At 67.2% G+C, this 22,958-nt stretch carries 28 protein-coding genes; 15 read left to right on the plus strand and 13 right to left on the minus strand.

Annotated elements, in window-relative coordinates; all coding sequences use genetic code 11:
- Positions 1–30: 30 nt before the first annotated feature.
- The 3 genes from AB0M24_RS14675 to AB0M24_RS14685 form a co-directional block, all read right to left on the minus strand.
- Positions 31–1,227, minus strand: coding sequence for a PI-PLC domain-containing protein (locus AB0M24_RS14675; RefSeq protein WP_363766313.1), 1,197 nt, complete (start codon positions 1,225–1,227; stop codon positions 31–33).
- Positions 1,228–1,641: 414 nt separating this feature from the next.
- Complete coding sequence (locus AB0M24_RS14680) at positions 1,642–2,139, minus strand: hypothetical protein (protein WP_363766316.1); 498 nt, start codon at positions 2,137–2,139, stop codon at positions 1,642–1,644.
- Positions 2,087–2,359 carry a hypothetical protein gene (locus tag AB0M24_RS14685; RefSeq protein ID WP_363766318.1) on the minus strand — a complete coding sequence of 91 codons (273 nt, stop codon included), beginning with the start codon at positions 2,357–2,359 and terminating at the stop codon, positions 2,087–2,089. Before AB0M24_RS14685 ends, AB0M24_RS14680 begins: the two co-directional genes overlap by 53 nt.
- Positions 2,360–2,489: 130 nt before the next feature.
- Here AB0M24_RS14685 and AB0M24_RS14690 point away from each other — a divergent pair, with 130 nt between their 5' ends.
- Complete coding sequence (locus AB0M24_RS14690) at positions 2,490–2,939, plus strand: hypothetical protein (protein WP_363766321.1); 450 nt, start codon at positions 2,490–2,492, stop codon at positions 2,937–2,939.
- 25 nt (positions 2,940–2,964) lie between these two features.
- Here the strand turns inward: AB0M24_RS14690 and AB0M24_RS14695 are convergent, their stop codons facing one another.
- Positions 2,965–3,168 carry a cold-shock protein gene (locus tag AB0M24_RS14695; protein WP_363766324.1) on the minus strand — a complete coding sequence of 68 codons (204 nt, stop codon included), beginning with the start codon at positions 3,166–3,168 and terminating at the stop codon, positions 2,965–2,967.
- 139 nt (positions 3,169–3,307) lie between these two features.
- On the opposite strand from AB0M24_RS14695, the gene AB0M24_RS14700 reads away from it, so the two are divergent.
- The 11 genes from AB0M24_RS14700 to AB0M24_RS14750 all read left to right on the plus strand — a co-directional run bounded on the left by AB0M24_RS14700 (position 3,308) and on the right by AB0M24_RS14750 (position 11,922).
- Positions 3,308–4,408, plus strand: coding sequence for an acyl-CoA dehydrogenase family protein (locus tag AB0M24_RS14700; protein ID WP_363766327.1), 1,101 nt, complete (start codon positions 3,308–3,310; stop codon positions 4,406–4,408).
- Positions 4,408–5,409, plus strand: coding sequence for a s-methyl-5-thioribose-1-phosphate isomerase (locus tag AB0M24_RS14705; RefSeq protein ID WP_363766330.1), 1,002 nt, complete (start codon positions 4,408–4,410; stop codon positions 5,407–5,409). The genes AB0M24_RS14700 and AB0M24_RS14705 overlap by 1 nt, the downstream gene beginning before the upstream one ends.
- Positions 5,406–6,062, plus strand: a complete 657-nt coding sequence (mtnC, locus tag AB0M24_RS14710; protein WP_363766333.1) for an acireductone synthase — start codon at positions 5,406–5,408, stop codon at positions 6,060–6,062. Before AB0M24_RS14705 ends, mtnC begins: the two co-directional genes overlap by 4 nt.
- Positions 6,059–6,655 carry a methylthioribulose 1-phosphate dehydratase gene (gene mtnB, locus AB0M24_RS14715; protein WP_363766336.1) on the plus strand — a complete coding sequence of 199 codons (597 nt, stop codon included), beginning with the start codon at positions 6,059–6,061 and terminating at the stop codon, positions 6,653–6,655. Before mtnC ends, mtnB begins: the two co-directional genes overlap by 4 nt.
- Positions 6,652–7,215 (plus strand): cupin, encoded by a 564-nt coding sequence (locus AB0M24_RS14720; protein WP_363766339.1) that lies wholly within the window; start codon positions 6,652–6,654, stop codon positions 7,213–7,215. Before mtnB ends, AB0M24_RS14720 begins: the two co-directional genes overlap by 4 nt.
- 70 nt (positions 7,216–7,285) lie before the next feature.
- Positions 7,286–8,446, plus strand: a complete 1,161-nt coding sequence (locus tag AB0M24_RS14725; protein ID WP_363766342.1) for a histidine kinase — start codon at positions 7,286–7,288, stop codon at positions 8,444–8,446.
- Complete coding sequence (locus AB0M24_RS14730) at positions 8,437–9,087, plus strand: response regulator transcription factor (protein ID WP_363766345.1); 651 nt, start codon at positions 8,437–8,439, stop codon at positions 9,085–9,087. The genes AB0M24_RS14725 and AB0M24_RS14730 overlap by 10 nt, the downstream gene beginning before the upstream one ends.
- A 92-nt stretch (positions 9,088–9,179) precedes the next feature.
- On the plus strand, positions 9,180–9,713 hold the full coding sequence (locus tag AB0M24_RS14735) for a hypothetical protein (RefSeq protein WP_363766348.1): 534 nt from the start codon (positions 9,180–9,182) through the stop codon (positions 9,711–9,713).
- A gap of 109 nt (positions 9,714–9,822) precedes the next feature.
- Complete coding sequence (locus AB0M24_RS14740) at positions 9,823–10,500, plus strand: polysaccharide lyase family 7 protein (RefSeq protein WP_363766350.1); 678 nt, start codon at positions 9,823–9,825, stop codon at positions 10,498–10,500.
- Positions 10,501–10,518: 18 nt separating this feature from the next.
- Positions 10,519–11,202: a DUF6193 family natural product biosynthesis protein gene (locus AB0M24_RS14745; protein ID WP_363766353.1), complete on the plus strand. Its 684-nt coding sequence runs from the start codon at positions 10,519–10,521 to the stop codon at positions 11,200–11,202.
- A gap of 72 nt (positions 11,203–11,274) precedes the next feature.
- Positions 11,275–11,922: a hypothetical protein gene (locus AB0M24_RS14750; protein WP_363766356.1), complete on the plus strand. Its 648-nt coding sequence runs from the start codon at positions 11,275–11,277 to the stop codon at positions 11,920–11,922.
- On the opposite strand, the gene AB0M24_RS14755 is transcribed toward AB0M24_RS14750, so the two are convergent.
- Positions 11,903–13,306 (minus strand): MFS transporter, encoded by a 1,404-nt coding sequence (locus tag AB0M24_RS14755; RefSeq protein ID WP_363767098.1) that lies wholly within the window; start codon positions 13,304–13,306, stop codon positions 11,903–11,905. The genes AB0M24_RS14750 and AB0M24_RS14755 overlap by 20 nt on opposite strands.
- A gap of 63 nt (positions 13,307–13,369) precedes the next feature.
- On the opposite strand from AB0M24_RS14755, the gene AB0M24_RS14760 reads away from it, so the two are divergent.
- The 3 genes from AB0M24_RS14760 to AB0M24_RS14770 all read left to right on the plus strand — a co-directional run bounded on the left by AB0M24_RS14760 (position 13,370) and on the right by AB0M24_RS14770 (position 15,360).
- Positions 13,370–14,305, plus strand: coding sequence for an asparaginase (locus tag AB0M24_RS14760; protein ID WP_363766359.1), 936 nt, complete (start codon positions 13,370–13,372; stop codon positions 14,303–14,305).
- A 61-nt stretch (positions 14,306–14,366) separates the two neighbouring features.
- Complete coding sequence (locus tag AB0M24_RS14765; protein WP_363766362.1) at positions 14,367–15,212, plus strand: helix-turn-helix transcriptional regulator; 846 nt, start codon at positions 14,367–14,369, stop codon at positions 15,210–15,212.
- 49 nt (positions 15,213–15,261) lie between these two features.
- Positions 15,262–15,360 (plus strand): DUF397 domain-containing protein, encoded by a 99-nt coding sequence (locus AB0M24_RS14770; protein WP_363766365.1) that lies wholly within the window; start codon positions 15,262–15,264, stop codon positions 15,358–15,360.
- On the opposite strand, the gene AB0M24_RS14775 is transcribed toward AB0M24_RS14770, so the two are convergent.
- From AB0M24_RS14775 to AB0M24_RS14810, 8 genes are all read right to left on the minus strand, one after another.
- On the minus strand, positions 15,347–15,892 hold the full coding sequence (locus tag AB0M24_RS14775) for a radical SAM protein (protein WP_363766368.1): 546 nt from the start codon (positions 15,890–15,892) through the stop codon (positions 15,347–15,349). The genes AB0M24_RS14770 and AB0M24_RS14775 overlap by 14 nt on opposite strands.
- 83 nt (positions 15,893–15,975) lie before the next feature.
- Complete coding sequence (locus AB0M24_RS14780) at positions 15,976–16,620, minus strand: response regulator transcription factor (protein ID WP_363766371.1); 645 nt, start codon at positions 16,618–16,620, stop codon at positions 15,976–15,978.
- Positions 16,617–18,491 (minus strand): ATP-binding protein, encoded by a 1,875-nt coding sequence (locus tag AB0M24_RS14785; RefSeq protein ID WP_363766374.1) that lies wholly within the window; start codon positions 18,489–18,491, stop codon positions 16,617–16,619. Before AB0M24_RS14785 ends, AB0M24_RS14780 begins: the two co-directional genes overlap by 4 nt.
- Positions 18,470–18,694 (minus strand): hypothetical protein, encoded by a 225-nt coding sequence (locus AB0M24_RS14790; RefSeq protein ID WP_363766377.1) that lies wholly within the window; start codon positions 18,692–18,694, stop codon positions 18,470–18,472. Before AB0M24_RS14790 ends, AB0M24_RS14785 begins: the two co-directional genes overlap by 22 nt.
- A 105-nt stretch (positions 18,695–18,799) precedes the next feature.
- Entirely contained in the window at positions 18,800–19,792 is a 993-nt protein-coding gene (locus AB0M24_RS14795) for a zinc-dependent alcohol dehydrogenase family protein (RefSeq protein ID WP_363766380.1), read from the minus strand.
- Positions 19,789–20,589, minus strand: a complete 801-nt coding sequence (locus tag AB0M24_RS14800) for a carbohydrate ABC transporter permease (RefSeq protein ID WP_363766383.1) — start codon at positions 20,587–20,589, stop codon at positions 19,789–19,791. Before AB0M24_RS14800 ends, AB0M24_RS14795 begins: the two co-directional genes overlap by 4 nt.
- Positions 20,586–21,518: a sugar ABC transporter permease gene (locus AB0M24_RS14805; RefSeq protein WP_363766386.1), complete on the minus strand. Its 933-nt coding sequence runs from the start codon at positions 21,516–21,518 to the stop codon at positions 20,586–20,588. Before AB0M24_RS14805 ends, AB0M24_RS14800 begins: the two co-directional genes overlap by 4 nt.
- A 13-nt stretch (positions 21,519–21,531) precedes the next feature.
- Positions 21,532–22,878 carry a sugar ABC transporter substrate-binding protein gene (locus AB0M24_RS14810; RefSeq protein WP_363766389.1) on the minus strand — a complete coding sequence of 449 codons (1,347 nt, stop codon included), beginning with the start codon at positions 22,876–22,878 and terminating at the stop codon, positions 21,532–21,534.
- Positions 22,879–22,958: the final 80 nt, after the last annotated feature.

Consider the following 22,958-nt stretch of genomic DNA (forward strand, 5'->3'; position numbering starts at 1 on the left):
GCGCGGAGCGTACAACTCCCACGATTTGGGCTACGGCCTATATACGTATTGGTTGAGCTGTTGCACGGCTGCCGCCGCGTTGCCGAGGTGATAGAGATCAACTGACAGGTAGTTGGGCTTCTTCCTGGCCGCGGGCTGACAGAACTGCTGCGCGCGGTTCGCGAGCTTGCTGTTGTCCGTCGTGGCCGTGCTCGTGAACGGGATGTCGCGGAAGTGGTTCATCACGAACAACGGCTGGAAGTTGCCCGTCGCCGTGAGCGGTTTTTCATCCCATCGGCTGTAACAGGACCAGTCGGAGCTGCCGAGGCCGCCGCCCATGGACCAGTAGTTCTCGACCGTCCAGTCCTTCTGGTAGAGCACGCCCGAGTCCTCGCGGCCGTCCCTGCCGTGGTCGGTGAAGATGATGAGCCGCTTGTCGGCCGCCTGGAGCTGGCTGCGGGTCGGCCATCCGTTCTGCTGCACGCCTTCCGCTCGGTAGAGGACGTCGTTGAGACCCTGGACCTTGCGGAGCTCGGCGCGGATCGTGTTCGCGTCCACGTAGTCCTCCAGGAAGACCGTGATGATCTCGCTGCGGTTGTTGCGCAGGAAATCCACGATTCGCTGGAGGTCGACGTTGAGCGCCACCGGCTTGCTGACGAACGTGCAGCTGTTGTGGCACAGGATCGCGCCGTCGGGCGTCTGGTGGATGTCCAGCATGAAGCCCCGGACGCCGTCACCGAGTTGCTGCACGATGCCGCGCGTCTGGTTCTTGGCGAGGTTGACGAACGGCGGCGCGAACCCGCCGTCCACGCCGTTCGCGTAGGCGTTGTGGGCGGTCAGGAACGTCATCTGGTCGAGCCGCGGATCAGCCGGCATCGGGTCCGTCTGATTGGCCACGGGCGTCAGGTACCAACGGGTCTGGCCGCCGAGGCTGAAGAATTCCCATTGATCACCGAACTGTTTGGGCTCGTGAACCGTATCCCCTTGTGAACACGAACCCATGGTGAGCTGGCGGGTGATGCACTGGCCCGGCGAGTCGGTGTTCTCGAACCTCCCGTCGCTCAGTCGCCATTGCTGGTGGTCCTCGTTGCCCTTGGGGCGGTGCAGTGCCAGTCCACTGCCGCTCTGGGCGACGTTGAGGCCGGTGCCGACACTGGTGATGTAGTACGTGCCCGACGGAGCCGCGTTGGCGGCGGTGGGCACCAGGGGAAGTAGCAGCAGGGCTGCGACGGCAGGGAGGTATCGCACGGTGACCAGGGTCACCCACTCGAGTGAAACATGAAACGTCCTCAAGCGTTTGGACGTTTAACACTGTGGGTATCCCACGCAACGTTGGCTCCTCTTCACAGGTAGTACAACTCCACGGCAGCCGTCGCCCAGCCGAAGGGTTCGGGCCGGTTCTGGGCGCCGCCTTCACAAGCCGCGCAGGGTTCGACTCCCTCGGTTGCCACCGCCCTCAGGCGGACCCTGCTCGCGCTGCGCGCTTCGCCGGGTCGGCCGGAGTGTCTTCTGGGGGGCGACCCCCAGACCCCCGCGGGTTCGGGCGCTTTGCGCCCTCACGGACGTCGATTCCCGCGGCGAGAAGTGGAGGCGTCGCGGTCGACGGGTCGCGGCGCCCGCTTCGACGGGTATGGGTGGGGCAGTGGGCCGAAGCCTCTCGTCTCAGAACGGTGGATCGCCTCCCGAGGTGAAGTCGAACTCCTCGCGGCCGGACTCCGCCGGTTTCAGGGTGCCGTAGCGCTTTCCCAAGGCGCGTAGTCGATCGCCCGCGTAGTCGAGCGCTTCGCGCAGCTGATCTCTGGTTGCCTCGCGACGACGTTCAACGCCCATCAGGTCGTTGAGCTCCCGGTTGACGGACCCGGGGTGGCGCCTGGTCTCGATCGCCAGCACGTAGGCCGCTTTGTGGAGTGATTTCCGAAGGTCGTGGGACGGCGCCTCGGCAGGACGGCGAGGTTTCCACCGGCGTGGTGGTTCGGCGGACCGGTTGCGCCGTTCTCTGTTGGCCAGCGCGATCTCGCGTTCGTGCGAGGTTAGATGGGTCCAGCACGCCAGCGGGTTCGGGACCGGGTCGTCCGGGTCGGGCTCGCCCCAGTCGGCGGAGTGCTGCCTACAGCGGCGACCGGTCTTGCGCAGTCGAGTGCACTGGGGCCGTGCCGTCACCGCGCCTCCCGGACAGGGCGAGGTTCAGGCGTTCCTGGACGTAGCGCAGGGCTGCTCGAAGCTGGGGGTCGGTGGCCGTGCGGCGGGTCCGCACCCCGATCCGGCGGTTCACCTCGAGGTTCACCTCCCGCGGATCGCGCAGCGTCCAGCGGGCGAGTTGCCGGACCTTGGCGTTCAGGGCGGAATGAAGTGGAGTGCACGGCAGCCTCTCGATCATCATCGGCCTCCAATGGAACTCTGTGTGACCTCACGATGACAGACAGGTCTGACAATTTTGGAAGGCCAGGTCAGGGGCCGTTTCAGGGGCATCCCGGAGTCGGACGTCCACGGCAACCGAGAAGATCGGGTGCATGGGGGACAGGCTTCTCAAGATCACCGGGATCGCGTCGGTCGTCTTCACGATCGGCACCGCGCTGCACGCGTTCGTGATCATCAACGAGCAGACGTTGCAGCGGATGTTCGAGCTGGCCGGAGCGGAGCCGCAGCCAGGCTTCCTCACTGCGTTCCGAGCAGTGGGGTGCGTCTACGTCGTCGGCAACGCGATCGGCATCCTTGCCCTCAAAGGCAAGCCGCGCGCCTGGCTCTTCTGGGTCGTGATCGCGGTCAACGCCACCCAGGCGGCCGGGATCAAGATGGTCCCGCCGGAGATGTGGACCGCAGTCAAGGAAGAATTCGGCGTCGTGGGCATGCTGCCGTCGCTCATCACCGATGGCGGCGCACTCGTTCTCACGCTGACCCTCGCCATCACCGCGGTGGCAAGAAAATCCGTCTGGGCACAAAAGAAGCCCGCCCTGCCGTAGACAGAGCGGGCCTCCAGGAAACAACTCAGATGGCGCGGACGGCCTGCGCCTGTGGTCCCTTCTGACCCTGGCCGATCTCGAACTCCACGCGCTGCTTCTCCTCCAGCGACTTGAAGCCCTGACCCTCGATCTGCGAGTAGTGCACGAACACGTCCGGACCGCCGCCGTCCTGCGCGATGAATCCGAAGCCCTTCTCGCCGTTGAACCACTTCACGGTGCCCTGCGCCATACCGATTGCTCCCTAGCGTTCAAGTCCCCGTCGAGCGGGGTGCGCGGGCAGTCTGCCAGCGGACGGTCTCTCTCACATCGTGGTTAGCCCGGTGGTGTGACGAAGTAAGTTGAACCGGGTACCACCGAGAGGAGCAGGGATGACGAACTGGCTGGACGTCGCGCACGAGGTGGCGGCGACGCTCAGGTCCGACGCGGCGGACAGGGACCGGGCCAACCAGCCACCCACCAAAGAGGTGGAACTGCTCCGGCAGAGCGGCCTGCTGAACGTCCAGGACTGGGCCACCCAGCAGAAGGTGAACAGGATCATCGGGACCGCCGACGCCAACGTCGGACACCTCCTCGGGTACCACTACCTGCAGATCTGGCGCAGCGGCCTGTTCGACGTCCCGTTCGGCAAGGCCGATGACCAGTTCTGGGCCGGCGTCAGCAACCCTCTCGACGCGGCGCTCGAACTCACGCCTGCCCAAACGGGTTTCGTCCTCAACGGCCGCAAGACGTTCGCCACCGGCGCCTCACAGGCAGACCGGATCGTGGTCAGCGCCACCCGCACGGACAACGGCGAGAAGCTCACCTTCCTGCTCGACGGCAAAGCCGACGGAATCACCTACCTGGACGACTGGGACAACATCGGCCAGAAGCTGACCGCGTCCGGCGGCGTCAGCTTCGAGAACGTCGAAGTCACCGAGATCCTCGGCGTCCAGCCCGCCAACGAGGACCCTCGGATCAGCCTCGCCGCCATCGGCTTCCAGCTCGTGCTCGCCCAGCTCTACGTCGCCATCGCGGAAGGCGCGCTCCAGGAAGCCGCCGACTACACCCGCACCAAGACGCGGCCGTGGTTCGTCAGCGGCGTCGAAGCGGCGACCGAGGACCCGTACATCGTCGCGGCGTACGGCGAGATGGTGTCCCAGACCAAGGCGGCGGGCCTGCTCGCGGACGAAGCCGCCAGGCAGCTCCACGAAGCCACCGAACTCGGCCGCCACCTGACGCCGGCCAAGCGCGGCGAGGTCGCGGTCACGATCTCCGAGGCCAAGGTCGTCAGCACCAAACTCGTCAACGAGGTCACCAGCCGGATCTTCGAGCAGGTCGGCGCGCGCGGCACGGCGGCGAAGTACGGCGTCGACCGCTTCTGGCGCAACGCCCGCACGCTCACGCTGCACGACCCGGTCGTCTACAAGGCCCGCGAGGTCGGCGAGCACTTCCTCACCGGCGCGCGCCCCGCCTACACCGGGTACAGCTGATGCAGCCGGTTCTCGCCGACTCGGTCAGGCTCACCGAAGACGGTGTGCTGATCCTCGACCGCCGCGAGTTCCCGTTCGAACGCAACTGGGTGCTCTGCCGCACGGCCGAGGACGTCGCGCGGGCCATCGAGGACATGGTCACCCAGTCCTCGGGCCCGTACTTCGCGGTGCTCTACGGCATGGTGCTCAAGGCGCGCAGCCTCGAACACCTGCCGTTCGACCAGGCCCGCGCGGAGCTCGCCAAAACGGCGCACGAGCTCGAAAACACCAGGCGCACCAACAACGCCCTGCGCAAGGCGACCAAGATCGTCCTCGACGCGGTCGACGCCGAACAGGACATCGCCAAAGCACTGCAAGGCGCCGAAGAAGGCGACCGCAGGTACCGCGCGAAGAGCCAGGCGTTGGGCGAGCACACGGCGAACCTGCTGCCGCGGCAAGCCACCGTCCTCACCCACTGCTGGGCCGACCTCTACCTGACCGAAACGGTCAGGGCGGCACAGCAGCAGGGCAAGCAGCTCCGGTTCTTCTGCACGGAGACCAGGCCCTACCTGCAGGGAGCCCGGCTCACCGCCGAGACGTTGATCGAGATGGGCGTCGACACCACGCTCATCACGGACGGCATGGGCGCGGCTGTCCTGCAATCTGGCGAAATAGACGCATTGGTGACCGCGGCGGATCGGGTCACCATGGACGGGCACGTCGTCAACAAGGTCGGCACACTGGGGTTGGCCGTGGCCGCGCACGCGTTCGGCGTACCGTTTCACGCCCTGGTGCAGGCACCGGACCGGCAGGCCCCGACAGCACAGGACGTGCCGATCGAGCACCGCGACGGCGCCGAGGTGTTGCAGGTCCTCGGCAGACCCAGTGCCACACCACGGGTCAAAGGGCTGTACCCGGCGTTCGACGTGACGCCACCGAGGTTCGTCACGAACGTGGTGACGGACAAAGGGGTGTACGACGCCGGCGAGCTGGACAAGTACTACGAGGGAGAACAGCGGTGAGCAAGTGGGTCGTGCTCGACATCGAGGGCACGCTGAGCGCGACGGACCAGGTGCTGGTCGTCCTGTACGACTACGCCCGCCCGCGGCTCGGGCCGTGGATCGAGCAGCACGGTGACGACCCGGTGGTCGCGGACGCCGTGAAGCAGATCAAGGAGCTGTCGGGCCACGACGACGTTGTCAAAGCACTGCACGACTGGATGGACGCGGACCAGAAGGTCACGCCCCTCAAGACGTTGCAGGGCCTCATCTGGCAGCAGGGCTACGCGCAGGGCGACCTCGTGGCGGAGTTCTTCCCGGACGTCGTCCCGGCGATCCGCAAGTGGCACGGCGACGGTGTGAAGCTCGCGATCTTCTCCAGCGGCTCGGTCGCCGGCCAGATCGCCTTCTTCCAGCACACCACCGACGGCGACCTGACCCCGTTGCTGGAGCACCACTTCGACACGGTCAACGCGGGCCCGAAGCGCGAAGCCGCGTCGTACCACAAGATCGCGGAGACGCTGCAGTCCGACGACATCACCTTCTACAGCGACGTTCCGGCCGAGCTGCACGCCGCGCAGGAAGCGGGCTGGAAGACGGTCGGCGTCGCGCGCGCCGGCGAGCCGTACGGCAACGCCGACTTCACGCCCCACCCGACGGTCTGGGAACTCTCGTGACGGCGGAGCTCGCCCGCGAGTGCGTCCGCTACGCCCAGCTGGGCTGGATGCGCGGCACGAGCGGCAACCTCTCCGTTGTCCTGCAACGTGATCCGCTGCGGCTCGCGGTCACGGTCAGCGGCGTCGACAAGGGCGAGATCACCGCGGACGACAGCGTGGTGATCGACGCCGACGGCACCGCGGTCGACAGCGACAAGATCCCGTCCGCCGAAGCCGGCCTGCACGCCAGGATCGCGCGCGTCGCGGGCGCGGGTGCCGTCGTGCACGTCCACGCGCTGGCCACGGTCGTCGCCGCCGAGCACTGGCCGGACGGCGTTGTCCTGCAGGACCTGGAAATGCTCAAGGGTTTCGGACGGCAGGCGCACGAAGAGGTCGTCGTCCCGGTCGTCGGGAACTCGCAGGACATGGTCGAGCTCGGCGACGCGTTCGAAAAGGGCTTCGATCCGGGCGTTCCGGCCCTGCTCGTCGCCCGGCACGGCGTGTACGTGTGGGGCGACGACCTGATGCAGGCGAGGCACCGCCTGGAATGCCTGGAGTGGTTGCTGCGCTTCAAGGTGGAGACGCGAGACATCTTTACGGGGAGGCACTCATGACGCTGCTGACGGTGTGGCCGGACTCCGGCCCCGAGGAGACCGTCCTCCGCACCACCGACGCCGAGGAGATCGCCACCGCGCTCAAGGAGCACGGCGTGCGCTTCAGTCGCTGGTCCGTTGTGGACGGTGTCACCGCCGAGAACGCCCTGCAGGTCTTCGAAGCCGACATCGCCCGCGTCAGCGAGACCGAGGGCTACGGCTACGTCGACGCGATGGAGATGACTCCGGCCGACACGGACGAGTACCGCGCGAAGGCCGTCGAGTTCCGCAACAAGTTCCTCGCCGAGCACACCCACGACGACGACGAGGACCGCTACTTCGCCCGTGGCGCAGGCGTTTTCTACCTGCACATCGGCGACAAGGTGTACGCGGTGTTCTGCGAGGCGGGCGACCTGCTGAGCGTCCCGGCGAACACGACGCACTGGTTCGACATGGGCACGACGCCGGACTACGTGTCGATCCGGTTCTTCCACGACGACGACGGCTGGATCGGCAACTTCACCGGCAGCGACATCGCCACGAAGTTCCCGACGTTCGACGAGCTCGCGGCCGGACGCTGATCTGACGCGGGTCACCGGCCTCCACCGAAAGTCGGAGCCGGTGACCTGCCCCGGTCCGTAGCCTGTGCCGGTGCCCTCGACACCGCCGGATTCGTGGCAGGCAAAGGACGTCCGCCGCATCGGCACCTACCTCACCGCGGCCGCGGGTGGCGCCCTCGTCTGGGGTGCCATGGCCTCGTGGCTGCCCACCACACCGCACATGACGCGGTTCCCGGACGTCATCGTCACGACCCTGACCCTCGACGTGCTGGTGGGCGTCTTCACGCTCGCCCTGCTGCCGGCCCGCCACCGGTTCCCACTCGCCATCGCCTGCCTCACCGCCGCTCCGGTCGCGGTGTCCGTGGCGAGCTTCGGTCCGGCACTGGTGGCCATCGCGACGATGGCGACCTGGCGGCGCTGGCCCTGGGTCGTGATCACCGGTGCGGTGTGGTTCATGTCGCTGTTGCTGGGAACCGTCGTCTACGCGCCGTACGCCGTCGGCCTGAACGTCACGCCCTCCGCGGTCGCCATCAACCTGTTGCTCGGTTCGGCTCTGTTCGTCGCCGCCATCGCCGGTGGGTTCTACGTCGGCACCCGCCGCGACCTGACGGAGGCGTTGCGCGAACGGGCGTTGACCGCTGCGAGAGCCGCCCGCGAGGCCGAACGAACCCGGATCGCACGCGAGATGCACGACGTCCTCGCCCACCGGATCTCACTCGTCGCGCTGCACGCCGGAGCGCTGACCTACCGCGCCGACCTGACGAGGGAGCACGCGGCGGAGACGGCCGCCGTCATCCACGGCAACGCCACCCTCGCCCTCACCGAACTGCGCGAGGTGCTCGGCGTGCTCCGCGCGGACGACGAGCCGTCACAACCGACTCTGGGCGAGCTCGCCGCGCTCCTCGCCGATGTCCGGGAAGCGGGCGGCGTCGTCACCGTGCACACTCACGGCCTCGTGCTCACGGACGTGCCGGAAACGTTGTCGCGCACCGCTTTCCGCATCGTGCAGGAGTCGCTGACCAACGCCCGCAAGCACGCGCCGGGCGCCGAGGTGGACGTCCGGGTGTCCGGCGGCGCGGGCACCGGACTCGGGCTGAGCGTGCGCAACCCGATCACCGCTCCCGTCGGCGAGGGCACCGGTACTGGCCTGCTCGGTCTCGCCGAACGCGCCTTCCTGGTAGGCGGCACGCTCACGTCCGGCCCGCGCGGCGGCAAGATCTTCGAGGTGAAGGCGGACCTGCCGTGGCCCTGATCAGAATCCTCGTCGCCGACGACGACCCACAGGTGCGCGCCGGGCTGCGCACCGTCCTCGGCGGAGCGGACGACCTGCTGGTGGCCGGTGAGGCGAGCGATGGCCAGGAAGTGGTGGACCTCGCCGTCCGCGACGTGCCGGACGTGGTGCTGATGGACATCAGGATGCCCAGGATGGACGGCCTGCGCGCCACCGTCCGGCTGCGCGAACGCGGTGTGTCCTCACGAATCCTGGTGCTGACGACGTTCGACACCGACGACCTGGTGCTGGCCGCCCTGCGCGCGGGTGCGAGCGGTTTCCTGCTCAAGGACACCGCCCCGCAGGACATCGTCGTGGCCGTCCGCAGGGTCGCGGCCGGCGAACCCGCGCTGTCTCCGGCGGTCACGAGCCGAGTGATCGCCGCCGCGATCCGCCCGAACACGAGACAACAGACAGCCCGTGCCCTCGTCGCGACGCTCACCGGCCGCGAACGCGACGTCGCGCTGTTGATCAGCGACGGCCTGACGAACCAGGAGATCGCGCGCACCCTCCACATGGGACTCGCGACGGTGAAGACCCACGTGGGCAACGTGTTCGTGAAGTTCGGCGCGACCAACAGGGTGCAGGTCGCCCGCTACGTGCACGACGCGGAACTGGGCTGACCCGGCTCCGACTTTGGTCTGAGGTGCGGGGCCCGCGCGCCACGAATGATCGTTCGTGAGACGCGGTCACCGTTTGCGAAGGAGCTCTTCGAATGTCCTCACGACTGTCCCGTTTGCTGCTCGCCGTCGGCCTCGCCATCGGTGCGGTCACGGCGGCCACTCCCGCCGTGGCGGCCGACGGCTGGGCGTGCAGCGTCCCGGCAGGCCAGACCTACGACCGCGTGGAACGGGTCCTGAACACCTGCGGTTCCGGTTCCCTGCCGCGCTACTACGTGCGCAAGCCCGTCGAGCTGCTCATCGCGTGCACCCTGCCGTCCGGCTTCAGCTACGACACCGTCGACCGCTCGACCCAGTGCAGCACTTCGGGTTCGGCCCCGCGCTACCGCCTGCGCGTCCCGGCCGACATGCTCACCGCCTGCACCCTGCCGTCGGGCATGACCTACGACACCGTCAGCACCAGCACCCTGTGCAGCACCAGCGGATCCTCGCCCCGGTACCGGCTCCGGACGCCCGCGGTCGGCCTGTGGGCGTGCACGGTTCCCAGCGGCTGGACGTACACGACCTCCGAGCGGACCACCCTGTGCAGCACTTCGGGTCTGTCCACCAGGTACCGCTTGACCCGCTAGCCGTTCGCCTATCTGAATCTCGTTCCGGAACTTGAATCAGGTATTGATCCCTCCGGTCATCGACCCCAAAGTGGTACAGACCACTTATCGAAGGCTGGAGGGATTCACCGTGGAAACCCCTGCACTCCACACCCGCCGTTCAGTGCTGGCCCTCGCCCTGGCCACACCCCTGATCGTGGCCCCGGCGGCTCAGGCCCTCGCTCAGCCGCCGTCGGCCCAATGGGTTTCGGCGCCGTACACCTACACGATGCAGAAGCCGTACAACCTGGCGTTGAGCTCGCGCTACACCTTCAGCGGCGGCGTGCACACGATGTGGGTCTACGACTACGACCAGCCCCACACCCAAGGCAGCCCAACGGATCCGCGCACCGAGATGCGCTTCAACCAGGAGTACTCCAGCGGTTCGCGCGCCTGGGAGGGCGAGATCTACATCCCGGCCGGCGTGAGCGGCCCGACGGTCGTGCAGATCCTGCGCGGCAGCCGCCCGGACGGCACCCGCGCCACCGACGTGATGCTCAACGTCGCCAACATCAACGGCGGCACCCTGCGCAAGGACAGCAACCAGGTCATCGCCACCGGCATCTACAACAAGTGGTTCAAGATCCGCGTCGAGCACACCGCGGTGGCTGGTGGCCGGGGCACGGTGAAGACCTACTACAACGGGGCGTTGAAGCTGACCCACCAGGACGAGGGTCCGGCGACGCGGTACTTCAAGAACGGCGTCTACCACCACGGAAGTGGCCGCGCGGAGGCCCGCTTCCGCAACATCACCTACTGGCGCCAGTGACCACGTAGCTTGGAAGGCGTGTACCAGGACTTGGTCGACGCAGGTGGCCTCAGGTCTGTGCTCGAGGCCGCCTGCCCCGGCGGTGAGGTCGAGATGTTCGACGCTCCTGGCGCCTTCGGCGGTTTCGTGGCCATCGTGACCAAGAACGATCGTGCGGTGAAGGTTCTGCCGAGGGTTGGCGAGCGTCAGTTCCTCGTGCGGCACAAGCTGCGGGGGATGCACCTGAGCTTCCTGCTCACTACCGACCTGACTGAGGTCGTGGGATCCGCCGCGACCTGGCTGGGCGGCGCCACCCCGCGAGAGCTGGCCGCCGCGTGGCCGTTCGCGGACTTCGTCGACGTCGCCGACGCGTTCGAGTCGGGTGACCGGATCGAGCTCGCGTGGCAGCTGAAACGCGCCCAGAAGAACGAACTGCACGAGTTCGTCGATGCGGCGATGCGGGAGCCGCGGCTGCGGTCGATGTTCCCGTTCAGGTCGTTGTACTGGATGGGGTTCCGCCCCACCGCGGACGAGTACCCGGTGCCCGGCCCGTGGGTGCGAGCGACCGACGGCGGGCGGTTCACGGTCGCGGACAACCGGCGCCTGGAGCCCAACATCCCGTACGACGCCGAAGAGGCGGTTCGGGTGTGCGTGGCCGAGATGGATCGGCTCGGCGTGCCGTCGCGCGACGATTTCCTTCGTGGGGGCGGAATTTCGGTGTAGCCCAGGCGTTGCGACCTCCGGGCCCGGTGTGGTGATGCTGGTCCAGACCACTAACCGAGGCCGGAGGCTCCTGTGACCCTGCCCCGCCGTTCCCTGTTCGCCCTGCCTGCTGTGGCCCTGTTCGCGACACCCGCGCAGGCAGCTCCCGCGTGGACGAAGACGCCGTTCACGTACAAGATCCAGAAGCCGTACAACCTGCCGCAGAGCGCGCGCTACAAGCTGGAGAACGGTGTCCACTCCATGTGGGTCTACGACACCGACGAGCCCATGAGCGAGGGCAGCAGCACCGACCCGCGCACCGAGATGCGCTGGGAGCAGGAGTACTCCAGCGGTCAGCACGCCTGGGAAGGCGAGATCTACGTCCCGAGTGGCGTGAACGGCCCGACTGTCATGCAGATCCTGCGCGTGCGCGGCGGCGATCCCGGCACCCCGGCCACCGACTTCATGCTCAACGCCACCAACGCCAACGGCGGCACGTTGCGGTACTACACGAGCACCGTCATTGCGTCGGGCATCTACAACACGTGGGTGCGCATCCGCGTCGAGCACTCCGCTGTGGCGGGCGGCACCGGCAAGATCAAGGTGTACGCCAACGGGGTGTTGAAGGCGACCGTGAACGACCGCGGCAAGGCGACGCGGCACTTCAAGAACGGCGTCTACCACCATGGCAGCGGACGTGCCGAGGCCCGCTTCCGCAACATCACGTACTGGACGCAGTAAGAGAGTCTTCGGTGTCCACGTCGTAGCCGACGGGTTCCCAGCGGATCAGCAGCAGCGCCAGCAGTCCCAGCGCCGGCGCTGCTGCGATCACCCAGAACACCCCGGTGCCCAGCGAGGACGCCAGCACCGGGAACAGGAACAGCGACACCGTCGACCCGACCCGCAACACACCTTGGTTGAACCCGACGCCGACCCCTCGCAGCGACGTCGGATAGCTCAGCGACGCGAACGTCATGTAGTGCGCGCCCGGCCCCCACGCCTGCGCGAACAGGAAGGCGCCCAACGACAACAGCGCCGCCAACGCCAGCGACCCGGTCGGCTTGCCGATCACCGCGAGCACGACGAGCGACGCCAGCTGCACTGTGAACCCGAGCACCGTCATCTGCCACGCACCCCGCCCGGCCCAGCGGATGCCGAGCAGGCCGCCGGTCACCGCGAAGCCCAGGTTCAGCACCAGTGACGCCGTGATCGTGGTCAGCGGCCCCTGCGCCAGGAACGACGCGATGATCACCGGCAACCCGTACGCGACGGCGTTGTAGGCGAACGTCTGCGCCAACGCGACCGCCAGCGCCAACGTCGTCCGCAGCCGGTACCGGGCGTTGAACAACGGCCGGAACGACCCGCGCGGTTTCGATGCCACCACAACAGGTTCCGCCGCGACCGCGTCCACACCGTACGACTCGCGCAGAATCCGCGCCGCGCCTTCGAGATCACCCTGCGAGGCGGCCCACGACGGCGACTCGTTCATGTACTTCTTGCGCACCAACAGGATCGCGATCGCCGGCACCGCGCCGAACCCGACCGTGAACCGCCACAGGTGCTCGTGCGGCACCAGCTGGTAGAGCCCGAGGATGATCAGGTAGCAGGCCGAGGTCGCGGTGAACCACGCCGGCGCCCACGCGGCGGTGCGCGACGCCTTGCTGCCCCGGCCGGTCAGCCGTGAGAACTCGGCCAGGAACGCCATCGCGACCGGCAGGTCCATGCCGACGCCGATGCCCATCAGGAACCGGAAGAACACCAGCACGAACTCGTTGGGCGCCAACGCACACCCGACCGCCGCGACGACGAAGAACAACATGTCCGCCATGAACACCCGGTAGCGCCCGATCCGGTCGACCAGCACGCCACCGAACAGCGCGCCCACGACCGCTCCGACCATGATCGAGGCGTTCACGATCCCGGCCCACACCGGCGACAACCCGAACTGCGCGGTGATGTCCCGCATCCCGTACGCGAGCGAGCTGAAGTCGTACGCGTCGAGGAAGATCCCGCCGAGCGCGAGGAACACGATCACACGGGCGTTGCTGCCCCTCGCGGCACCGGAGTTGACCAGCGCGTTCACGTCGGCGGCAGAACGGATCACAACGGGGGACACACCCGCCATGCTCACTGACTGATCCATCAGTCACAAATCGTTCCGCTACCTGGGAAGCCCTAAGGTGAGTGCATGGAATCACGTGTGGCGGTGGCCTCGCTCGGCGGCACGATCACCATGACGGGGTCCGGGGGAGTCGCACCGACCCTGGGCGCGAAAGACCTGGTCGGTGGCCTGGAAGTCGGCGAGATCGCCACCCTGGCGACGATCCCCGGCGCCTCGCTGACCTTCACCACCCTGCTGGAGGCCTTCGACTGGGCCGACAAGCAGGTCTCGCAGGGTGCTGTGGGTGTCGTGATCATCCAGGGCACCGACACCCTCGAAGAGACCGCCTACTTCTTCGACTGCCTTTGGCCACACGAGGAACCCGTCGTCGTCACCGGCGCGATGCGACACCCCGGACTGCCCGGCCCCGACGGCCCCGCGAACCTCGCCGCCGCCGTCGCCGTGGCTTCAGCTCCGAACTCCCGTGGCCGCGGCTCCCTGCTGGTGCTGAACGACGAGGTGCACGCCGCCCGCTGGGTTCGCAAGGCGCACAGCAGCCTGCCGAGCGCGTTCGAGTCGTTCCCCGGGCCGCTCGGACTCGTCATCGAAGGCGCCCCGCAGTACTTCCACCCTGCCTACCAACTCCCTGCTTTGACAAGGCCGTTGGACGCACCGGCCGTCCCGCTCATCGAGGCCACTTTGGACGATGACGGCTCCATCCTGGACTGGCTCAACGTCAAAGGCGCGGTCGTCGCGGCAACGGGCGTCGGGCACGTGTCGGTTGGGATGGCCGAGGCGATCTCGCGCGCCCAGTTCCCGGTGGTGGTGGCGACGCGGACGGGCGCCGGCACGACGTTCCGCAACACCTACGGCTTCGTCGGATCCGAGTCGGATCTGATCAAGCGCGGCGCGGTGATGGCCGGGTGGCTATGTCCCCGTAAGGCACGTGTGCTGCTGCGGCTCGCTATCGGCGCTATGGCGTCCATCGAGGACGTTTTTGCAGCTAGGGGAGGCGTTTTCTAGCTCTTTTTCACCCGAATGAGCCCGTTCCGTGGATTGAATCCAAGCCCTACCGTCGGAGGGCATGACCGCGATCCTCTCCACCCCGTACAGCCGGGATCTCGGCGATGAACTTCGCCGCCTGAGGGAGTCCTGCACCGAGTTCAACGGCCGCAGGATGGCCGTCCAGCTCGGTTGGGACCCGAGCAAGGTGTCCGACGTCGAGCTCGGCAAGGTGCGGGCGAGCGAGATCGACCTCGTCCAGTACCTGGCGACGTGCGGCAAGAACATCGATTACGTCAACGAGTTCCGCAGCCGCTACTACAACGCCTTCGACCGGTATTTCGCTCAGGTCCCGGACAACCTGCGCACAGTCGCGATGACGGAGGCGATAGCCACGACGATCTTCGCCTACAACGTGCTGACCGTGCATGGTCTCTTGCAGACGCAGGACTACGCGCGGCAGCTCTTCGTCGACTCCCACATCGAGGCACCTGAAGACATCGCGACACATGTCCAGGCACGCATGGACCGGCAAATGATCATGCGGCGGCCCAATCGGCCGGACTGCGTGTTCTACGTGCACGAACTGGCGTTGCGACTGCCGCTGGGTGATGCGCGTCTTCGCGAAGAGCAGTACCTGCGGCTTCTCTTCAACACCCACATCCTCCGGGTCGTACCCGCGAATGTCAGTGCCTTCCGCTCCCCGGTCACGTTGTACGAGTTCGGCAAGGCGGCTCCGGTCGTCTACAACGACTCCGACACGGTGCAGGTGTGGGCGCAGGACAGCGTCGCCGTCGCACGGACCAAGAGGCTCTTCCAGCGGCTGGATGCCGTCGCTCTGGATGCGGAACAATCGAAGCGCCGGCTGGCGGAGTACGTCAGCGGACTTCGAGAGGACGCACATGACGGCGGAACGAACCTGGCGTAAGAGCAGCTACAGCGACGGTGGTTCTGCAGCCAGTTGCGTTGAGGTGTCGGTGGCTCAGGACGTGCTCGTGCGGGACACGAAGAACGCGAGCGGTGACGTTCTCGCGTTCTCCACGGCTTCCTGGCGTGCCTTGATCAACGCGCTCTGACGACCGAGGTGTTGGCGGTCGCGACGGTCACCCGGACCGACTGAGGGGCGAGCGACTGCAGGTACTGCGCGTGGTCCGAGCCGATCGTGTCGCTGAACCCGATGAACCCGAGGTGGGGCAGCTCGAACGCCGTGGTGGCGCAGAACTCCTCCAGCCGGTCGAAGCCGCGGCGGATGCCGGTGGCGTCGAGGCCGAAGACGGCGTGCCGGTCGAGCTTGGCGGCGCCGATGTCGAGCAGGTGCAACGCGTGCAGTGCGTGGGTGAACGCCATTGCGCACACCTCGATGCGCGCGCACGAGACGAGCAGCGTGCGGACCATCGACGGGTGCAGCGACTTGCCTGACGTGCGCAGCACGACGTCGATTCGGGCGGCGCGGAACAGTTCGACGATCTCGAACAGGCCCGGCACGCTCAGCGGCTCCCCTCCGCCCAGCGTGACGGTCTCGGGGCGCATCGAGATGAGCGCCTTGGCGATGTGCAGCATTCGTTCGTGGCTGAGCCGCGCGTGTGCGACGTCCCAGGTGATGTCCATGCGTCTTGCCCCCTGAGCATTTCGGCGGATACGCCGATCGAAGTGGGGGAGCTGTCCCTGAGGCAGGTGACCGGTGTCCCGACTTAGGAGGGACTTCCGAGTCCCGCCTCGCGGGCGCGGACGATGGCCTGGGCGCGGTCGGCCACCTGGAGCTTGGTGAAGATCGCGGAGACGCGGTTGCGGACCGTCTTGCCGGACAACGAGAGCCGGTGCGCGATCGAGGTGTTGTCGAGGCCGGACGCCATCAGCTCCAGCACGTCGCGTTCGCGGTCGGTGAGCTGCGGGAACGCGACCACCTTGGACGACGAGATCGCGGTGAAGTAGCCCATCATGCGTTGGGCGATGGTGGCGCTGAAGATCGCCTCGCCGGCCCCGATGGCCTGCACCGCGCGCACGATCTCGTCGTCGTCCGTGGTCTTGACGAGGTAGCCGCGGGCGCCGGCCTTCATCGCCGCGAACACCAGCTCGTCGTCCTCGTGCATGGTCAACACCAGGACGCCCAACGACGGCAGCGCTTCCAGGATCTGCTTGGCGGCCTCGACGCCACCGAGAAGAGGCATGTGGAGGTCCATGACGACGACGTCCGGTTCCAGGTTGAGGACGACCTTCACCGCTTCCAGGCCGTCCGCGGCCTCGCCGACGACAGCTAGCCCGTCCTCGCCGTCCAGCAACGCTTTCAGCCCGCGCCGGAACACCGGATGGTCGTCGGCGATAACGACGCGCGTCATTGGGCCTCCAGCGGGATCCGCGCCACCACACGTGTCCCATGTGGTTCCGCGGGTCCCACTGTGCACGATCCACCCAGCTCGGCGCATCGTTCGCGCATGGAATCGAGCCCGACACCGGGCCGAGCATCAGCCGCGACCCCGCGCCCGTCGTCCACGATCTCCACCACGAGGTCGCCGTCGGTCCTCACGGTGATCACGCAGGACGACGCCCCGGAGTGGCGGGCAGTGTTGGTCAACGCCTCCGCGACGATCCGGTAGGCCGCGACTTCGACGGCCGCGGACAGCCCGTCGATCTCCTCTGCCTCGACCCGGACGGTCAGCTCGCCGTTGAACCGCGCGGCCTCATCGCGCACCGCCAGCGCCAAGCCCTGGTCCAGGATCGGCGGCCGCAAGCCGTCGACGAGCCTGCGCACCTCGCCCGCAGTCGAGTCGACGTCACCGAGCACCGGGTCCAGGACGTCACCCAACGACCGCTTCAAAGCCTTGAGCTGCAGGCGAATCCCGACCAACGCCGGTCCGACGCCGTCGTGCAGGTCGCGCCTCAACCTGAGCCGTTCTTCTTCGCGCGCACGCACGAGCCGTTCACGCGCCAACTGCAGATCGGCGGTCAGCTTGATCGACTGGGCGGCCGGGGCGGTGGAACGGGCGAGGTCGACGAGCAGCGACAGCTCGCGATCACTCAGTCGTTCGTCGGGTGCGCGCGGCTCGACCACGAGGTCACCGACGAGAGAACCCCGATAGGTCATGGGGAAGCGCAGCTGCGGCCACCCGCGACTGCGCCCGTGTTCGGCCAGCACCGAACCACCGCGAATCGCCACGTACGGCAGCTTCAGCGACTCGGCCACCGTGGCGGCCACCGTCGGGAGGACGTCCTGCGAGCGTTCCAGCTTCTCGCTCAATGTCGACAAAGCGCTATAAGGATCAGCGCGCTGCCCGAACAGCCACCGGTCGAGCTTGCGTTGCAGCCAGCTGCGAATCGGTGCGAACACCAGTCCCGCGGCCACGACTCCGATGACCTCGGCGTCGTTCGTGAGCAACTCGCCGGCGCCGACCATCACGCCGAGGTAGACCAGCAGCAGCACGACGGTCAACGAGCCGTAGAGCAACGACCGGTGGATGAGCAGGCTGATGTCGTACAAGCCATAACGAACGATCGCGATCACCGCGGCAGCCGGAAACGCCAGCACACCGATGATCCACGCGACGTGCCCGTCGGTGGTCTCCACGACGGTCGCGACAACGGCCAACGCCAGCAACGCGACGGCCCACACGAGCAGACGGCGTTCGTCGCCTTCCGCCCGCCGCCATCGCAAGAACAAAGACACCACGGCCGCGATGACCGCAACACCCGCAGCGAGCACGGCGACCAACGTGATCGTCTTGGCGAGCCCACCACCGGGCGTCTGCCAGAACGTGACGGGATCACCCCACGAAGCCCACGCGATCCCAAGCGTGCCAACGAGAGCGCTGAACAGCGACGCGCCGATGGCGATCCACCAGCGCGGGCTCAACGGTTTGCCGTTGGGGAAAACCAGTGCCACAGCGGGCAACAACGCGTAGGTGGGCCACCAGACCCACGCCTCGACCCAGCGGGCGGGGTGATCGGGAGCCTGGCCGGCGACCGCGACAGCGACCCCGCCGAACACCCCCATGACCAGTAGCAACCACCCGACAGCCGACCTGCGGACGTGGCCGATCACCCGCACCCCGAGCAGGGTGCAGGCGAACGCGACCAACCAGTTCCGCGGATGCGAAACCGCGCCGGTGACCGCTGTGTGCACGACGGCGAAGAGCACACACGCGGCCACCAGCGCGCCGATGACGCGGGCGAGGAGTACCTCGCGCCGCGTCAGTCGCTGAGCCAGTGCCACAGGTTGTGGAACGGCGAACCGGCGTCGAGCGTGGAGATTCCGCCCGGCCACCCCTGAAAGGTCATGATCCGGTGACGCAGCTCTTCCACGGTCATCGGCTTGGCGGCCTGGTGCGAGTGATCGAAATCGACGTCCCCAGGCTGCGGGCTCATCGCCCGCGCCTGAAGCTCCGCGTACCACGACAGGAGCTCTTCGTCGGACATGTGCGAAAAGTACGGCGGTACTACTTTCTGCCCGGACTTCGACATGTCTGGAAGGAGTCGTGGGCACTCGGCTGGATACACGAGTGCCCACGAACATTTGCGAACCTAGTGAGGCAGCACCTGGATCTTGCGGCCCTTACCCGCCTTGAACTGGTCCAACGCCCCCGCGTAGTCGTCCAGCGGCACCCTGTCACTGATGAAGATCTCGGGGTCGAGTACTCCGGTCGCGAAGAGGTCTGCCGCCCGTTCGAACGAGTGCAGCACCGCCATCGAGCCGGTGATCGTGATCTCCTGGTTGTAGATCTTGTACGGCTCGATGGTGACCCGTGCGGAGTAGTCCGATACTCCGAACTGGAGGAACGTGCCGCCCTTCGCGACCCGGCCGAGCCCGTCCTGGATGGCCTTCTCGTTGCCGGTGGCGTCGATGACGACGTCCCAGCCGGAAGGCCGGTCCAGCTCGTCGGCGGACGAGGCGACCGCCGTGACGCCGAGCTGAACCGCCGTCTGCAACCGTTCCGCGTTCAGGTCCACGACCTCGATCGACGACGCACCCGTGAGCTTCCCGAGCTGCAACATCATCAAGCCCATGGTCCCGGAACCGTAGATCAGCACCCGCGAGGCCATCTGCGACCGCAGCACGTCGTACCCGCGCACCGCACAGGACAACGGCTCGATCAGCGCCGCGTCCTCGGTCCGCACGTGGTCCGGCAGCTTGACGCAGTTCGCCACGGGAGCTTTCGCGAACTCCGCCGCGCCACCGGACGTCGTGACGCCGATCGCGGCCCAGCGCTCGCACAGGTTGTTCTTGCCCGCACGGCACATCCGGCACTCGTAGCAGTAGAGCGACGGGTCGACGGCCACGCGGTCGCCGACCTTCAGCTCGTTGACGGCAGAACCGATCTCGACGATCGTGCCCGCGAACTCGTGGCCCGGCACGACCGGCAGGGTGGGCGCGAACTCACCCTGCAGGATGTGCAGATCCGTGCCGCAGAGTCCGCAGGCCGCCACGTCGACGATCACCTCGCGCGGTCCGCACACAGGATCGTCCACAGTGGTCACTTCGACGGACCCGACGCCGGTGATGACCGCTGCTTTCACTTGACTGCTCCCAACGAAAGGCCCTGGACCAGCTTGTCCTGGGCGGCGAACCCGGCGATGAGCACCGGCAGAGAAACCACGACCGCGGCCGCGCACACCTTGGCCAGGAACAGGCCCTGGGAGGTGACGAACCCGGTGAGGTACACGGGCGCGGTACCGGCGACGACACCGGTCAGGACCCGTGCGAAGAGCAACTCGTTCCAGCTGAAGATGAAGCAGATCAACGCCGTCGCCGCGATCCCGGGCATCGCGATCGGTGCGACCACGCGGCGCAGGATCGTGATCAGCCCGGCCCCGTCGATCGACGCCGCCTCGAGAATCTCGCGCGGCACCTCCGACAGGAACGACCGCATGAGCCACACCGCGATCGGCAGGTTCATCGAGCAGTACAGCAGCGTCAGGAACGAGATGTTGTCGAGCATCCCGGAGAACTGCGCGATCAGGTAGATCGGCAGCAGCGCCGCGACGACCGGCATCATCTTGGTGGACAGGAAGAAGAACAGGACGTCGGTCCACTTCTCGACCGGCTTGATCGACAACGCGTACGCGGCCGGGATCGCCAGCAGCAGCACGATGATCGTCGACCCGATCGAGGCGCTGAACGAGTTGAGCAACGGCGGCCACGCGCCACCGTCGAAGAACTCGCTGTAGCCGTCCAGCGTCAGCGGCGCCGCGAGCGAAGGCGGGTTGGTAGCCGCGTCCGTCTCGCTGTGCAACGACGTCAGGAACATCCAGGCCACCGGCGCGAAGAACACGATGCCGGCGAACCACGCGAGAACGCCCCAGATGCGACTCATCGCTTCTCCTCCTTGAACAGCGAGGACACCGTGCGCAACGCGAACGTCGCGATGACGATCGACCCGGCGACCACGATCACGCCGGCCGCGGAGGCTTCGCCGTACTCGTGGGCCTGGTAGAAGGTCTGGTAGATCATGTACGGCAGGTTCGCCGTGCCCAGACCACCGGACGTGATCGTGAAGACCGCGTCGAAGTTCTGCACGATGTAGATCGACCCGAGCAGCCCGCCGAGCTCCAGGTACTGCCGCAGGTGCGGGAACGTCAGGTACCGGAAGATCTGGAACGACGAGGCGCCGTCGATCGTCGCCGCCTCGACGGGTTCGATCGGCTTGGACTGCAGGCCCGCCAGCAGGATCAGCATCATGAACGGCGTCCACTGCCACACCAGCGACAGCACGACCGCGCTCATCGGCATGGAGCTGATCCAGTCCGGCTGGGCGGAGAAGCCCAGCCAGTTCAGGATTCCGTTGAACAGGCCGTACTCCGGGTTGTAGAGCACGTGCTTCCAGATCAACGCCGCCGCCACCGGCACCACCAGGAACGGCGCGATGAGCATGGTCCGCACGAACCCGCGACCGCGGAACTTCTTGTCCAGCAACAGCGCCAGGCCGAGACCGAGCACCAGGCTGATCAGCACCACCGATGCCGTCAGCACGATCGTGTTGACCACCGAGGAACGCAGGTCCGGGTCGGTGAACACGTTGACGTAGTTGTCGATCCCGGCGAACCCGCGGTTGGTCGGGTCCAGCGAGTTCCACTTCATGAACGAGATGACGAGCGTCGCCACGAACGGCAGCTGCGTCACGATGATCAGGAAGATCAACGCGGGCAGGAGCGGCGCCCGCGTCGACCACTTCTTGTACTTCTGGCGGGGGACGGGCGGCGGCCGGTCGACGACCGACCGCTCTGCCCGGGTGATCACAGCCATCCCGGCGCTCCCATCACTGACCCTTGTACTTCGACGCGACCTTCTCGGCGAGCCCCTGGCCGTTGTTCAGGGCTTCGTCCACCGACACCGCGCCCGCGATCGCCGAGCTGATCTGCTGCGACACCTGCGTGCCGAGGTCGGTGAACTCGGGGATGCCGACGAACTGGATGCCCGGCGCCGGCCGCGGCTGCACACCGGGGTCGAGCGGCTTCGCGCCCTTGATCGCGGCCTCGGCCTGCGCGGAGAACGTGCCGGACGACTGCTTGTACTCGGCGCGCTGGTAGGTCGACGAACGCTTGCCGTCCGGAACCTTCGACCAGCCGAGGTTCTTGCCGACCAGTTCCTCGTAGCCCTTGCCGGACGCCCACGAGATGAACTTCCAGGCGTTGTCCTGCTTCTTCGACGCCTTCTGGATGCCGAACGCCCACGTGTAGAGCCAGCCGGAGCTTTCCGTCTTCACGACCGGCGCCTGGGTGAAGCCGAGCTTGCCCTTGATCGGCGAGTCGTTGGCTTCGAGCAGACCGGCGGCGACCGTGGCGTCGTACCACATCGCGACCTTGCCCTGCGTCATGTTGTTGAGGCACTCGGCGAACCCGGCCTGCGGAGCGCCCGCCTCACCGTGAGTGCGCACCAGATCCACGTAGAACTTGGTGGCCTCCTTGAACTCCGGCGCGTTGACCTGCGCCTGCCAGTCCTTGGTGAACCACGTGCCGCCGAAGGTGTTCACGACCGTCGTGAGCGGCGCCATGACCTGGCCCCAGCCCGGCTGGCCGCGCAGGCAGATGCCGCGAACCTCAGGCGTGGCCACCTTCGCCGCCGCCTCCGCGACCTGCTGCCACGTCGGCTTGTCTGGCAGCGTCACGCCCTTCTCCGCGAAGATGTCCTTGCGGTACATGAGGAACGACGACTCGCCGTAGAACGGCTGCGCGTACACCTTGCCGTCCGCCGCGGTGAGCGACTGCTTGATCGGCGGTAGGATGTCGGCCTGGTCGAACGCGCTGTCCTTCGCCACGAAGTCGTCCATCGGCGCGAGCCAGCCGTTCTTGGCGTACATCGGCGTCTCGTAGTTGGAGATCGTCGCGACGTCGTACTGACCCGCCTGGCTGGAGAAGTCCTGGCTGATCTTGTCGCGGACGTCGTTCTCCGGCAGCACCGTGAAGTTGACCTTGATGCCGGTGTCCTTGGTGAAGTTGTCCGCGGTGAGCTTCTGCAGATCCTGCATCTGCGGGTTGTTCACCATCAGGACGTTCACCGAGTCGGCGCCACCGCCACCGCCACCGGCACCCGAACAGGCGGAAGCCAGGAGCAACACAGCGGTGGCGGCGCCGAATGTGCGTAGGGGTGTGCGGATAGACAACATCGTCTTTCCTTCCGGGGGATTGTTTCCGGGCATGCTGCGGACAGGCCCGTAAAAATTTCGGGGGGTGGCGTTTTGGGGCC

The organism is Lentzea sp. NPDC051838, assembly GCF_040681245.1.
Lineage (GTDB): Bacteria > Actinomycetota > Actinomycetes > Mycobacteriales > Pseudonocardiaceae > Lentzea.